The 13,927-nt window shown below is 53.5% G+C and carries 12 protein-coding genes and 2 pseudogenes; 8 read left to right on the forward strand and 6 right to left on the reverse strand.

The window, feature by feature from the left end:
* Window positions 1-48: 48 nt before the first annotated feature.
* The 5 genes from panC to rfbC form a co-directional block, all read right to left on the reverse strand.
* Window positions 49-903 (reverse strand): pantoate--beta-alanine ligase, encoded by an 855-nt coding sequence (gene panC, locus VRZ32_RS05510; protein WP_414524681.1) that lies wholly within the window; start codon window positions 901-903, stop codon window positions 49-51.
* Window positions 900-1,751 carry a 3-methyl-2-oxobutanoate hydroxymethyltransferase gene (gene panB / locus VRZ32_RS05515; protein WP_414524682.1) on the reverse strand — a complete coding sequence of 284 codons (852 nt, stop codon included), beginning with the start codon at window positions 1,749-1,751 and terminating at the stop codon, window positions 900-902. The genes panC and panB overlap by 4 nt, the downstream gene beginning before the upstream one ends.
* Window positions 1,752-2,012: 261 nt before the next feature.
* Window positions 2,013-2,987: a rhamnan synthesis F family protein gene (locus VRZ32_RS05520; RefSeq protein WP_414524683.1), complete on the reverse strand. Its 975-nt coding sequence runs from the start codon at window positions 2,985-2,987 to the stop codon at window positions 2,013-2,015.
* A gap of 77 nt (window positions 2,988-3,064) precedes the next feature.
* Window positions 3,065-4,141 (reverse strand): dTDP-glucose 4,6-dehydratase, encoded by a 1,077-nt coding sequence (rfbB, locus tag VRZ32_RS05525; protein ID WP_414524684.1) that lies wholly within the window; start codon window positions 4,139-4,141, stop codon window positions 3,065-3,067.
* A gap of 47 nt (window positions 4,142-4,188) precedes the next feature.
* Window positions 4,189-4,752, reverse strand: coding sequence for a dTDP-4-dehydrorhamnose 3,5-epimerase (rfbC, locus tag VRZ32_RS05530; protein WP_414524685.1), 564 nt, complete (start codon window positions 4,750-4,752; stop codon window positions 4,189-4,191).
* 209 nt (window positions 4,753-4,961) lie between these two features.
* On the opposite strand from rfbC, the gene VRZ32_RS05535 reads away from it, so the two are divergent.
* The 5 genes from VRZ32_RS05535 (at window position 4,962) to VRZ32_RS05555 (ending at window position 10,021) form a co-directional block, all read left to right on the forward strand.
* Window positions 4,962-5,477, forward strand: a complete 516-nt coding sequence (locus VRZ32_RS05535) for a GNAT family N-acetyltransferase (protein ID WP_414525052.1) — start codon at window positions 4,962-4,964, stop codon at window positions 5,475-5,477.
* Between the two features lie 372 nt (window positions 5,478-5,849).
* Window positions 5,850-6,752: a glucose-1-phosphate thymidylyltransferase RfbA gene (gene rfbA, locus VRZ32_RS05540; RefSeq protein WP_414525053.1), complete on the forward strand. Its 903-nt coding sequence runs from the start codon at window positions 5,850-5,852 to the stop codon at window positions 6,750-6,752.
* 47 nt (window positions 6,753-6,799) lie between these two features.
* Entirely contained in the window at window positions 6,800-8,836 is a 2,037-nt protein-coding gene (locus VRZ32_RS05545) for a glycosyltransferase family 2 protein (protein WP_414524686.1), read from the forward strand.
* 77 nt (window positions 8,837-8,913) lie between these two features.
* On the forward strand, window positions 8,914-9,360 hold the full coding sequence (locus tag VRZ32_RS05550) for a sugar 3,4-ketoisomerase (RefSeq protein WP_414524687.1): 447 nt from the start codon (window positions 8,914-8,916) through the stop codon (window positions 9,358-9,360).
* Window positions 9,341-10,021 carry a DegT/DnrJ/EryC1/StrS family aminotransferase gene (locus VRZ32_RS05555; RefSeq protein ID WP_414524688.1) on the forward strand — a complete coding sequence of 227 codons (681 nt, stop codon included), beginning with the start codon at window positions 9,341-9,343 and terminating at the stop codon, window positions 10,019-10,021. Before VRZ32_RS05550 ends, VRZ32_RS05555 begins: the two co-directional genes overlap by 20 nt.
* Window positions 10,022-10,030: 9 nt before the next feature.
* On the opposite strand, the pseudogene VRZ32_RS05560 reads toward VRZ32_RS05555, so the two are convergent.
* Window positions 10,031-10,758: pseudogene (locus VRZ32_RS05560) on the reverse strand (IS5 family transposase); the annotation flags it as partial.
* 119 nt (window positions 10,759-10,877) lie between these two features.
* Here VRZ32_RS05560 and VRZ32_RS05565 point away from each other — a divergent pair.
* The 3 genes and pseudogenes from VRZ32_RS05565 to VRZ32_RS05575 form a co-directional block, all read left to right on the forward strand.
* Window positions 10,878-11,306 (forward strand): annotated as a pseudogene (locus VRZ32_RS05565) (DegT/DnrJ/EryC1/StrS family aminotransferase); the annotation flags it as partial.
* Complete coding sequence (locus VRZ32_RS05570; RefSeq protein WP_414524689.1) at window positions 11,303-12,970, forward strand: glycosyltransferase family 61 protein; 1,668 nt, start codon at window positions 11,303-11,305, stop codon at window positions 12,968-12,970. The pseudogene VRZ32_RS05565 and the gene VRZ32_RS05570, both read left to right, overlap by 4 nt.
* A complete protein-coding gene (locus VRZ32_RS05575) occupies window positions 12,963-13,916 on the forward strand; it encodes a glycosyltransferase (RefSeq protein WP_414524690.1) in 954 nt (317 codons plus the stop codon). Before VRZ32_RS05570 ends, VRZ32_RS05575 begins: the two co-directional genes overlap by 8 nt.
* Window positions 13,917-13,927 lie beyond the last annotated feature (11 nt).

A 13,927-nucleotide genomic window follows, 5' to 3' on the forward strand; every position in this document is an offset into this window, starting at 1 on the left:
TGCTCCATCCTTCCTGTATCGATTGTTCATCAACGCACTCATGCGTTACTAAGTGGAAGGCTGGACGGGCATGTTGTCGATGAGGCGCACGTCATTCAGCCACACGGCCGCCAGTAGTCGAGAGAGTACATCAGCGCGCTCAAGTGGTCGCAAATCATTTTCGGCGCGCAGTTCGAGATACTCCACTGATGCAAAGCCCGCCTTGAGCAAGGCAGCGCGAGCACCAGGCAAAACAGCCGATGTCTCCTCGCCCGCAGTCAGCCGATTGGCAGACGCATAGAGGATTTGCGCAAGTGCATTTGCGGTTTTGCGCTGTTCGTCTGTCAGGCGTGCATTGCGCGATGAGAGCGCCAGTCCATCAGGCTCGCGCACGGTTGGGCAGGTGCGGATTTCGACCGGAATATCGAGATCGCGCACCAGTCGACGGATGACGTGCAATTGCTGGAAATCCTTTTCGCCGAACAGCGCAATATCCGCGCCAGTCTGCATCAGGAGTTTGGTGACGACGGTTGCAACGCCATCAAAATGCCCTGGCCGATGTGCGCCGCACAGGCCCTCGCTCACGCCTGTTACCGACACGGTTGTGGCGAAGCCTTCCGGATACATCGTGGTAGCGTCTGGCGCATAAAGCACGTCCACACCCAGGGGGCCAAGCTTGACGGCATCATCGTTTTCTGTGCGCGGGTAGTTGGCCAGATCGTCGGGATTGTTGAACTGTTTGGGGTTGACGAACAGCGTCACCACCAGCCGGTCGGCCAGCTTGCGCCCTGTGCGCACCAGTGATAGGTGGCCCGCATGCAAAGCGCCCATGGTGGGCACCACGGCAACAGTTTCGCCCGCACGTTTCCAGCGGGTGACAACAGAGCGCAGTGTCGATAACGACCGGACAATAGCAACGCTCACGCCGAACCTCCCGCAAGCCGTGTGCGGTCAGTAACCTTGATACCGAACAGGTGTTCATCAGCAGGAAAGCGACGGGCGCGAACATCGGCAGCGTAGGCTGCGATGGCGCTGTCGGCATCGTGATTTAGCTCGGCATAGCGCTTGACGAAGCGGGGTTTGAAATCTGCAAACAGACCAAGCATGTCATCAACCACAAGGATCTGCCCATCACAGCCGGGGGAAGCACCGATGCCAATAGTGGGGATGGCAAGCTCCTGCGTAATCTGATCCGCAAGCGGTGCGGTGATTTTCTCCAGCACAACAGCGAAAGCGCCTGCTCTCGCGACTGCCTTTGCATCTTCACGCACACGGCCAGCGTCCTCGCCACGCCCTTGCACGACATAGCCGCCGAAAGCGTTCACTGCCTGCGGAGTGAGCCCGACATGCGCCATTACCGGAATGCCGCGTGCAGTCAGAAAACGGATGGTGTCAGCCATCGCCACGCCGCCTTCGAGCTTCACAGCTGCGCATTCGGTTTCGGCCATCACGCGGGCGGCGTTGCGAAATGCCTGCTCTGGCCCTTCTTCGTAAGAGCCGAAGGGCATATCGACAACCAGCAATGCGCGCTCAACGCCGCGGCGCACGGCCTTGGCGTGCATGATCATCATGTCCAGGGTGACGCCTAACGTTGAAGGCAAGCCATGCAGCACCATGCCGACGCTATCGCCCACCAGCACGACGTCACAATGCGCATCGACCATCCGCGCGACGGGCGTGGTATAGGCCGTGAGGCACGCGATGGGCGTGCCGCCTTTGCGGGCCGAGATATCTGGCGGCGTCAGGCACTTGGAAAAGATTGTGGCGCTCATCGGTTTTCGCCCTCTTGAGTGCAACCCTATGATTGCGTGCGAAACAGCCTTGAGGAGATAGCCCCTGGTGGCAGTTGACGCAAGAGGATAGCGGCGAGTGCAGTGTGCGATTTACCGGACTGGAATAACAGCCGTGGTTTGAAACTTGATTTTGGCGCGGTCAGTTTCCCCGATGCCGCAGCTGTATACACAGTTACCAACCGTCACCGAGATCGTGTGCCTTAATTAAAGGGACTCATCAGATTAAACCAAGCGCTGCACTCAGGCAGGGCTATCGCTGGGATCGCGCTTTGTATAACGCCTGATCAAGCGGCGTGCAGCGCGCCATACGGGTGATGGCACATGGCGATAGGTGAGGTGCGCCAGCAGCAATAGTTTACGGTGCTTCGCCCAGAATGAGGCCAGCGGCATCGAAAACGGATTAACCGCTTCAAGGTATGCCCGCTCCGAAATACTGCGCAGAGTGGCAAGCGGTAATACCGCATCACTGCCCGTTTGCTTCGCATCTCGTATGGCTGCCAAAAGCGGGGTGACGGCTTCCATCGCGGTGGCGAAGAAGCCCTCCTTTTCACATACAAATGCGAATAACCGTTCAGCTGCGTGGGCGGCGGTGCCATCCAGTTGGGATTCTTCTGGCTCGAACAGACTTTTGAGCGCCGGGTCCATGAACGGTGCCACAGCTTTGCGGCGGAACCAGAACATCGTTCCCGCTGCAAAACGCTCATCGTCAAGCGCTGCAATCGATGTGTTAATGCCCAGCGCTGCCAGCATTTTCTTCATCTGCGGGCCATTGAGCGCCACCCGCCCCAGCAATGGCAATAAATGCCCCTGTGGTGCGATGATACCGATGCGAGAATCTTCCGACATCAATTGATAAGCGCTCAGCCCTTCATCATTATGGGCCAGCAGCGAGGCGGTGAGGAACTGCCGCCATTGCGGGCCGTCGTCGCGGTGGGGCGAGCGCTTGGTGTGCAGCTTCAGGCCAATCTCAAACGGCGGTAGATCAGCGCGCAACGCTTGCAGGAAAGGCAGCACATCGCGGCCACGGTTTTCGACCACGATCTCCTTGCAAAAGGCGAGGCACGGCGTTTGGGGGCGCGCCAGTGGCGCGCTGCCGTAGTGGGTCAATACCAGGCCAAAGGGTTTGTCGCACAGCTCTGCAATTTCGCGTGCCATATCCTCCCAGATTTCGGGATAGTGGACGTGCACAAAAATCATCGGCATCGATGTGGACATTATCGTGCCCCCATGGTTGCGGATGGCCCGACAATTAGCCGCTGCTGCATGTCACCCTTGGCGTGGTGTTTCATCATTCAACCCTGTGAAGCCACAGCTTTCTTGGCAACGCCAAGACGCTCGCCCGCATAGCGATCCCGGATAGGGCGCCACCAGCTTTCATTGGCGAGATACCAGCGGACTGTCTTTTCAAGGCCCGTTTCAAAATTTTCCTGTGCCTTCCAGCCAAGCTCAGTTTCGATGCGTGTGGCGTCGATTGCGTAACGCAGATCATGGCCGGGGCGATCTGTCACGAAGTCGATCAAGCTGCGGCGCGCTTCTCCGTTGGCGAGTGGCATGAGCCGGTCGAGTGTATCGCAGATGGTCTCGACCACAGCCAGGTTCGAGCGCTCATTGCGTCCACCGATGTTGTAGGAACGACCGGGCACGCCCTTCGTTACCACGAGCTCCAGCGCACGGGCGTGATCATCAACGAACAGCCAGTCCCGCACGTTCTCGCCCTTGCCGTAGACGGGCAGGCGCTTGCCATCCATGCCATTCAGAATAACCAGCGGAATGAGCTTTTCCGGGAAGTGGTATGGCCCATAATTGTTGGAGCAGTTCGACAGCACCACTGGCAAGCCATAGGTGTGGAACCAGGCGAGCGCCAGATGATCAGACGATGCCTTGGAGGCCGAATAGGGCGACGATGGTGCATAGGGCGTTTCCTCGGTGAAGAGGGAATCGTCCAGCGGCAGATCGCCGTATACTTCGTCGGTGGAGATGTGATGGAAGCGGAATGTCTCACGCCGTCCCGCAGGCAGCGTACTCCAATAACTGCGCGCAGCCTCCAGCAGGGTGTAGGTGCCGACGATGTTGGTCGATACAAAGTCGCCAGGCCCATCGATGGAACGGTCAACATGGCTCTCTGCCGCCAGATGCATGATGGCATCGACTTGTGCAGATTCCAGCAGGTCACGCACGAGATCGCGGTCGAGGATATCGCCATGGATAAAGCTATAGCGCGGCGATTGCTGGATCGGCTCAAGCGATGACAGCGATGCGGCGTAAGTCAGCTTATCCAGATTGATAACGCTATGGTTGGTGTTTTCAATCAGGTGGCGACAAACAGCCGAGCCAATAAACCCTGCACCGCCAGTTACGAGTATCTTCATGGAAGACCTTTCAAAGGGCAAAAACGAGCTGCGCTCGCCAAATTCATTCAAGATTCAAGAAATGGCGAAACAAACGCCTCAAAACCGGGGGCCGCTGCATCTTTTGCCGACAAAATCGGTTTATTGCCAGCCAGAGGCCAGTTGATCGCCAGCAGTGGATCATCAAACCGAATGGCACGGTCATGTGCTGCGGAATAAGGAGCTGATACCTTGTAAATAACCTCGGTATCAGGTTCCAGCGTCACAAAGCCGTGTGCGAAGCCGACGGGCACCAGAATCTGGTTGAACGCCTGCGCAGAGAGTTCGAGCGATACCCATTGGCCATAAGTTGGGGAGCCAGCCCGAATATCGACGGCAACATCAAAAATACGCCCGCGCAACACGCGCACGAGTTTGTCCTGAGCGAAGGGCGGCTCTTGATAATGAAGACCGCGTAACGTGTAGGGATCACGTGAGAGCGACTGATTGTCCTGCACCCAAGTGGTATCGATGCCGCTCTCCAGGAGCGCGCTCTGACTGAAAACTTCGGAGAAGAATCCGCGCTCATCCTTAAAGACAGTTGGTATTATTTCCTGAACATCCGGGATGCTCAGTTTGCGGACGATTGGCATTCCATCTCCTCGGAGCGTTTTAACATGACGGGGTTTTGCGATATTCTTTTGTATTTCGCAACTGCTATCCACGGCAAATGTGTCATAGAAATGAGTGCTACCGGATGTTATGGATAGACAGTCAAAAATGAAATGCCTCAGAGTGCTTATTGCTTTTGATGAAGAGGTATCTGTCAATATTTCTATTATTCCGGATGAGCCTGATTGCAATGATCATAATCGAAACAAACCGTCTCGTTCTGCGACCGCATTCTATCGCTGACTTTGCAAGCTATGCTCAGCTGTGGGCAACGATGGCGCCAGAGCCTCCTGGTACGCCGCTGCGAAGCCGGGAAGAAACCTGGGCACGTCTCTTGCGGTTTGTCGGGCATTGGTCTGTGTTTGGCTTTGGACCGTTCATGGTTGTTGATAGGGCAACAAATTCCGTCATTGGCGAGGTGGGATTTGCCCATTTTCATCGTGGTAATGGTGCAAGCTTTGATGGCTTTCCCGAGGCGATGTGGATGATCGACCGTCCTTTTCACGGAAAAGGTTTTGCAGCGGAAGCGGTTCAGGCTGCTATAAAATGGTTTGATAGTGAACAGTTTGCAAAACGAACAGTGTGCATGATTCGCCCGGAAAATATCCCTTCACTCAAAATCGCTGAGCTTTTTGACTTTCATCCGTTTACCCGCTCTACTTATCGTGGCGATCCAATCCTCTTGCTTGAAAGGCTAAGGGAATAAAATCAGGGGCAGCCAACACCTGAAGCCTTGTCATATAATGTTAAGGCGTTTTTATGCATGTATTATGATAAGCTGTGGCGCTGAATATCAAATATTTACATATATCTGATCTTGTTTATTTCAACTATCTCTATGGTATTGAAGTTGTAATTGATGGGCGATGTAAAACGTATTCAATATAATTGTTTTTATATATAGACTACATTGATGATCGGTGTATCTATATTCATGCAATGTCTACTTTAAAGCCGTGGGCTTAACTGCTTAATGATCCTGTCTGAAAGCTGGAGTATGACGATTGTGTCCTTGCGCTGTTGTACGTGAAAGGATATGAACGCAAAAGTTCGCTGGGGAAATACGATTGAGGTTTCAATGAAGGGCATCATTCTGGCTGGTGGGAGTGGCACGCGTCTACACCCAATTACGTTAACGGCGTCCAAACAGTTGTTGCCTGTCTACGACAAGCCGATGATCTATTATCCGCTTACCACACTGATGCTGGCGGGTATCAAGGATATCCTGATTATCTCCACGCCACATGATCTGCCCCGTTTCCAGTCGCTTCTGGGTACAGGTGAGCAGTGGGGAGTGAGCTTCACCTATGCCGAACAACCAAGCCCTGATGGTTTGGCGCAGGCTTATCTGATTGGTGAAGAGTTTATTGCCGGTGAGCCCTCTGCGCTTATTCTGGGCGATAACCTGTTTTATGGCCACGGCCTGCCAGAGCTGCTGATTGATTCTGCGCGCGATCTTACCGGAGCAGCCGTTTTCGCCTATCACGTCAACGATCCCGAGCGCTATGGCGTGGTGAAGTTCGATGATGAAGGGCGGGCTATTTCAATTGAGGAAAAGCCACTCAAACCACAATCCAACTGGGCGGTCACGGGGCTTTATTTCTACGATGGTCGTGCCTCTTCGCTGGCGCGCACACTGAAGCCATCGCCTCGGGGCGAACTTGAGATTACGGATCTTAACCGGATTTATCTTGAAGAGGGCACCCTGAACGTTGCCTGCATGGGACGTGGCTTTGCATGGCTTGATACCGGCACGCCGGATTCGTTGCTGGAGGCTGCGGGGTTTGTACGCACGCTGGAAACGCGGCAGGGGTTCAAGATTGCCTGCCCTGAAGAAGTAGCCTTCAAGATGGGTCTTATTGATGCGCCGCAATTGGCTGCATTGGGGCGGGCGCTTGGTAAAAGCCAATATGGTATCTACCTGCAGAAGCTTGCGGATCAGGAAGGTGTGCGGCCAGGTCTGAAAGCTGTGGCCGGGTGAGGGAACCAAATATGCCGTCCGCTCAAGAGGGGTCGCGAGCGCACACAATGCCTGACTCATCAGCTTCGGAAAAGATAACCCGTCCATCAGGGCGTTCAAGATTTGCCATGCGTGTGCGGGCGTTTCAACGTTATGCGTGGACGCTTATCACCATGCCCAATCTTATGGAGCGCTGCCTGCGGGTCGCCAAGCGTGAGCTAGGCGCAAACGGCGTGCGGGGATTGCTGGGTTATACTCGGCGGTTGCTCGTATCGGGCGCTACGCCTTATGAGGCAGATGAGTTTTATCGCGCATGGATTGAAGAGTGTGAGGCGCTTACCGATATCGATCGGGCTGCTATCGGGCGGCATATTGCTGCCATGGCTTATAAGCCTCTGATTTCGGTTGTTGTCCCAGTCTATAATACGGCGGAAGAGCCCTTGCGGGCGATGGTTGCCTCGGTGCAGGCGCAGCTTTATCCGCATTGGGAGCTATGTCTGGCGGATGATGCCTCGCCTTCTCCCCATGTTGTTCGTGTGCTGGCGGAGCTTGCCGCCGCCGATCCGCGCATTCGCTGGATGCGACGTGAGAAAAACGGCCACATCTGCGCGGCAAGTAACTCGGCACTAGAGCTTGCTACCGGTGAGTTCGTGGCGTTGGTCGATCATGATGATCTGCTGCCCGAGCATGCGCTTTATGAAATCGTGGCTGAGCTGAATGCGCATCCTGATACCGATCTTGTCTACTCGGATGAGGACAAGCTCGATGAAGATGGTTTGCGCTACGGCCCGTATTTCAAGCCCGATTTCAGCCCGGACCTGCTGCTTGGCCAGAACATGATCAGCCATTTCGGCGTTTATCGCACAAGCGTTTTGCGCGCTATTGGCGGTTTTCGCGAGGGATATGAGGGCAGTCAGGATTATGATCTGGCGCTACGCGTTGTACAGTATAGCGGTGCCACGCGGGTGCGTCATATCCCGGCGATTCTTTACCATTGGCGGCAAGAGCGGAAAGGCGGTTCATTCTCGCAATCGCAGCTCGACAAGTGTGTTGCTGTCGCCCGCCGATCGATTCAGGATTATCTTGATGCAACAACCTCACATGCGAACACTTCGCTGCATGGCGTTGCGCGTGGCGCAGTTGTTGCCAATCCGCTTATTTCGACGTGGAGCCGGGTGAAGTGGGATCTTCCTGCGCCGCCTCCTCTGGTGAGCGTGATTATCCCGGTTACGGGACGCTTTGAGCTTGCGCGGGCAAGTGTCCAGCAGTTGTTGAACAAAGCCAATTACCCCAATTTGGAAATCCTGCTTGTTGATCAGGGTGGTGAGCAGGTCGTGCCGTCGGATGATTCGCGCGTGCGTGCGGTGACATTGCCTTCGGATCTGACTGCCCCAGCATTGATGAATGCGGCAGCCCGGCTGGCGCAGGGTGAAGTGCTGTTATGGTTGGCGCCCGAAGTTGAAGGTATAGGTGCAGACTGGCTTACGGAAATGGTAAGTCAGGTCATGCGGCCGGATGTTGGCGTTGTTGGTGCAAAGCTGCTCTTTAAAGATGGGCATGTGCAGCATGCAGGCATGCGCCTTGGGGCGGTGGTTGATGCAAAGGATGCAGCTTTTGGCCTCGGGATTGCGCAACCATTAGGCTATCGTCATCGGCGCACTGATGTTGGTTATTTCGGCCAGCTCGCCCTGGCGCGGGATGTCAGCGCTGTGACGGATGCATGTCTGGCTGTACGGCGAGAAGTGTGGAATGCCGTTGACGGCATGGACGAATGCCATCTAAAGGGCGCGTTCCTTGATGTTGATTTCTGCCTGCGGGTGCAGGAGGCACATTATCGGGTTCTGTGGACGCCGTTTGCCGAACTCTTTTATAGGGGTTCCCCTGTACATGGTTCCGCTTTATTCTCAGTAAGCAATAGTGATATTTTTGCTGATGGTCAGTACATGCGCCAGCGCTGGGGCAGATACTTGGCGGCTGATCGATTCTACAACGTAAATTTTGATGCGTGTGGCGCGGATTTCATGCTGGCAAAATTTCGACGCCGCGCGTATCCGTGGTTGCCGTGGGCCGAGGGCGGCAAGGTGGAGAAAAGCGTTTCTCTTTGAAGGTTGCCAATTTTTGATGCGATCTGTCCTGAATTTGGGTCATTTTCGCTTTAAGACTGTAGAACGGAATTTTTGCCTTGGATAGAAACGATTTCGAACAGCGCGATCATTTCATGCTCTCGCTGCCAACGATCCCGGATGAACGTGGCAAGCTGGCTGTGGTTGAAGGTGGTCGCTTTTTGCCATTTGAGATTCAGCGGGTGTATTACCTGTTCGACGTTCCTGCAGGCGCAGAGCGGGGCGGGCATGCGCATCTTGATCTGCAGCAGCTCCTGATTGCTATTTCGGGCAGTTTTACAGTTGATGTTGAGAGCGCCGAGGGCAAGGCAACTTATACGTTGAATCGCCCAAATGAAGCGCTCTATATCGGTTCTCTGGTTTGGCGTGAAATGCGCAATTTCTCATCGAACGCCGTTTGTCTGGTGCTCGCCTCGCACTTATACACCGAGAGCGATTACATTCGCTCTTATGATGTTTTCAAGCAGAAGCTCAACGGAGAGAGCCATGCAAGTTCCATTCGTTGATCTAACCGGTTACCTGCAGGACGATCGCGCTGCCGTTCTTGAGGCTATCAGCGGCGTGCTGGATCGTCAGCATCTTATCATGGGCCCTGAGCTGGTGGCCTTTGAAAAGGAATTTGCAGAATATTGTGGTGCACGTCATTGCATCGGTGTGGGCAATGGTCTTGAGGCGCTAAGCCTGACATTGCGCGCGCTTGGCATCGGGCCTGGGGACGAAGTTATCGTGCCGTCGCAGACCTTTGTCGCAACCTGGCTTGGTGTTTCACATGTGGGCGCAACGCCGGTTTCAGTTGATGTCGATCTGGGAACAGCGCTGCTTGATCCAGCCAGGATCGAAGCGCGGATAACGCCGCGCACACGTGCTATTATACCTGTGCATCTATATGGTCAGCCAGCAGATATGGCGCCGATCATGGCGATTGCAGAAAAGCATGGCTTGTTTGTGCTTGAGGATTCAGCGCAGGCGCATGGCGCGCGTTATCAAGGACAGCGTGCCGGTACACTTGGCCATGCGGCAGGCTTCAGCTTCTATCCAACCAAGAATCTGGGCGCATATGGCGATGGTGGTGCTATCGTCACCAATGATGATGCACTGGCTGAACGCCTGCGCAGGCTGCGCAATTATGGTAGCCCTGAAAAGTACGTGCATACCGAAGTTGGTTAGGCTGAGGATTCAAATTAAGTAATACGAGAATAAGATAGCGATTGTTACGGCGTTGAGGAACGATTGAGCTGATTTGTCATATCGTGTAGCGATGCGGCGCCAGTTTTTGAGTTTGGCAAAGCATGCCTCCACCCTCCATCTTTTTTTATAAAGCTCTGTATCAATTGTATTTTTGACTTTTGCATTTTTTCGGTCTGGCACACAATATGTGATGTTTGCGGCTTCAACGCAGGCGCGGATGTCTTTGGAAACATAGCCTGTATCCGCCAGTATCTGGCGTAAATTTGGATGATTGCAGGCGTTGATCAGCAGCGGGGCGAGGCAAACATCGTGAATGTTGCCACCCGTGATCAACCATGCGACGGGTTTGCCGCGCCCGTTACAGGCCAGGTGGATTTTACTCGTCCAACCGCCGCAAGATCGACCTGTGGCAGGACATCCTTTTTTTGGGCGCCAAGAGCCGAACGCTGTACCCGTATCGTGGTCGAATCTATCATAAGTGTCTCATCTTGCGCGTCTTTTTCGGATAAAGCCTGAAAAATACGCGTCCAGACGCCCTGAGCGTTCCAGCGTTGATAGCGCGTGTAAAGTGTTTTGTGTGGTCCGTAAATCGCCGGAGCCTGCCGCCACATCACACCCGACTGAAGAACATAAACAATCCCCGATACGACCCGCCGATCATTTACACGCCGCCGTCCCCGCTTCACCTTCGGCAACAAATCCTGCAATTTGGACCAGGCAATGTCATTGATATAAAAAGGATATCCACCCATCAGAAACCTCAAAATTAAAGCGATGATGGGAGTGAATCAAAACACTTATAAATATTCGTTAATTTGAAGGCTTAACCTACAATACACGCCTCGATGAAATGCAGGCAGCAATCCTGCGGGTGCATCTGCGTTCGCTCGATGCACGCAATCAGGCCAGACGCGATGCAGCCGCCTATTACACGGCAGCGCTGGCCGATGTACCAGGGCTGGAGCTACCAGTGGTGCAGGATGCAGTTGAGCACGTTTATCACCTCTATGTCGTGCGGCATGCAAAGCGCGATGCGATCCTGCGTGAGTTGCAACGTTTAGGCATTGGTGCTGCAATCCACTATCCGATAGCTCCTGGCGATCAGAAGGCTTATGCAGAGGGCGCACAGCTGAGCGACGCGAACAACAATGGTGCCGTGTCGGCCGCGACTTGTTTGTCGCTACCGCTGTGGCCGGGTATCACGCATGCACAGCAGGATATCGTGATAGCAACGCTTAAAGATATTGCGGCATCTCTGTCATGAGACTATGGCTGGCAAAGCATGTGAAGCGGGGCATATTGCGCCGCTTCAGCCTGAGTGCGCGTGGCGTATTGGCTGCTGCGCGGCAGATTATCGATGATGAATGGTATTTTTCCAAATATCCATCGGCTGCAAAATCAGGCTTGTCAGCTTTTGACCATTATATGAAATTTGGTGCGAAGCAGAATAATGATCCGTGCCTCTTTTTCTGGACCCAGTGGTATCTGGAACATAATCCGGACGTAGCACAGCTCCGTATCAATCCGTTCCTGCATTACCTTCAGCATGGTGGGCGGGAAGGGCGTAATCCCTCGCCTTTGTTTGATAGCAAATGGTACAGTGACAGTTATTTGTCACCTGAAGCGCAGCCTGTTAATCCATTGCTGCATTACTATCTTACAGGGCAGGCGCAGGGTTTAATCACGCGACCTGATCTTGCTATTGAAGCTCATCGCAATGGGGCGCTACAGCGAACCATGGCGCCGCTTGATCATATCCGCACCATTGCCCAGAAGGTTCAGCTTTCGGGTAAGACTATGTTTTATCATAGTCCTCTACAATCATGTTTTTCCTGGCTCATGGCCAGGGGTGAGCCGGTGAACGAAATCACAACCTCTCTGGGCGCTGCGATTGCGCGAGAGATGGATGAAGTCAAGCTATTCGCGCGCGCGCCTTATCATTGCTATCTGAATGATGCGACGATCTTGCCTGGCTGCAGCACGATCATAGCCTCAGATGGCACCCTGCTGAACGATGAAATTACTTTCGTACACGAACGTTTCGGCTCTTCAGAGATGAAACTGTTTGATAGCAACTGGCTGCACAACAATGATCTGTTACTCAAATACACTGTTGAGTTAACGCCAACGCTTGAGAGTGGCATTCATCTGTTCAAAGAGTATGAGCAGAACTATTTCCATTTCATCTTTGAGATCGCGCTTAAGCTGTATCTCATCGAGCGAGAAGAGTTAGTACCGCCTCACATTCCTCTATTGATCCCGAATGATCTGGATGGTCGTCTTTATGATATGATCTCGTTGCTCAAGCATCCTGATCGTCGGGCAATTCACCTCAAGCGAAATGTTCCTTATCGCGTAAATCGTTTATTCTATATGTCGGATGTCTCGCGTATCGTTGATGCATACGAGGGCGTTCCTGACGAGAGCTTTACGTTCATGTCGCCGACACTCGTGGCTGATTTTGCCCGATACGTCAAAGAGGAACTGGGAGAGGATAAAAACACTATCCGGCGCCGACTATTTCTAATGCGCTCTAGTGAGCGCCGCGGGCTTGTTAACCAGCGCGATGTTGTCGATGCTATCCTTGGAGAAGATTTTGAAGCTGCCTCGCTTGAGTTGCTGAGTTTGGCGGGGCAGGTCAAGGTTATGTCAGAGGCTTCAGTTGTCATTGGCGCAACTGGTGCTGCATTTGCCAATCTGGTGTGGTGCGCTCCAGGAACGCAGGTGCTGATTTTGTATCCGGATCATCCCCTCAACAACAGAACTTTCTGGAACCGGATTGGGCAAGCAATTGGCTTGCAGATTACCTATCTGGATGGCGAACGTCAGGGGCGGCATGTCGGCAAATATGGCATGCATGATGATTTCAAGATTGATGTCGATATCTTTGATAGTTCAGTTCGTGGGCTGATATCTGGCAATGCGTGATGGCAGCGTGATGATAAAGAACCAGCCTGCTCGGGTTTCTGTCGTTATCACGGCTTATAATCATGAGCGCTTTATCAATGAGACGCTGGACAGTGTCCTTTCACAGGATGCTGGTCCGCTTGAGATTATTGTTGTCGATGATTGCTCGCGTGATAATACGCTGGCCATAGCGCAATCTTACGCTGGTCGGGGTGTGAGGGTGATCACCAAGCCTAACGGCGGTCCTAGCAGCGCGTTGAATGCCGGGATTGCGTGTGCGACAGGTGATATCATCATCCTGTTATCCGGTGACGATGTGCTGCTACCTGACAGCATCGCTCCTCGCTGCGAGGCACTCGCGCTTTCCGGGGCAGATGTTGTCAGTGCCGTTCCGAGATGGATTGATGAAAGCGGGCGTGTGCTGACCTCCAATGAGCATCCGCACGTATTTGCTGCTCCTGAGAAACTGAAACCGGTCGATATGTTCAGCCGGTTGTTCTTCCATGGTAATTTTATTTGTGCGCCGTCCGTGGCGATTACACGGCGCTGTCTTGAGGCGGTGGGCGCATTTGATGAAACGCTGTGGCAGTTGCAGGACTTTGAATATTGGCTACGCGTGAGTGCAAAGGGCTTTGGTTTTTATTTCCTGCAGCAACCACTGATTAAATATCGGATGCATTCGCGCAATCTCTCGACCTCTAATCCTGAACGTCTGAGGCAGGAAAATGAGCTTGTGCTTGCAAATGCGGCACAGTTTCTTTCAGCTCCGGATTTACAGGAGCTGCTGTTTGGCGAGGGCTTCCGCGAGATAGATTTAGGGCTTGATGCAACGCATCTTGCTCACTTGCTAACCATTCGGCATTCATATTGGACTGTTCGCAGCATCGGCCGATGGGAACTGAGCAAAGTGCTCAAAGATTCACATGCCTACGCACAGCTTGTCGAAAAATTTACCCTGGGATTATAAGCCGTATTGAC

It is taken from the genome of Pseudochelatococcus sp. G4_1912 (assembly GCF_047501465.1).
Classification (GTDB): Bacteria; Pseudomonadota; Alphaproteobacteria; order Rhizobiales; family Beijerinckiaceae; genus Pseudochelatococcus.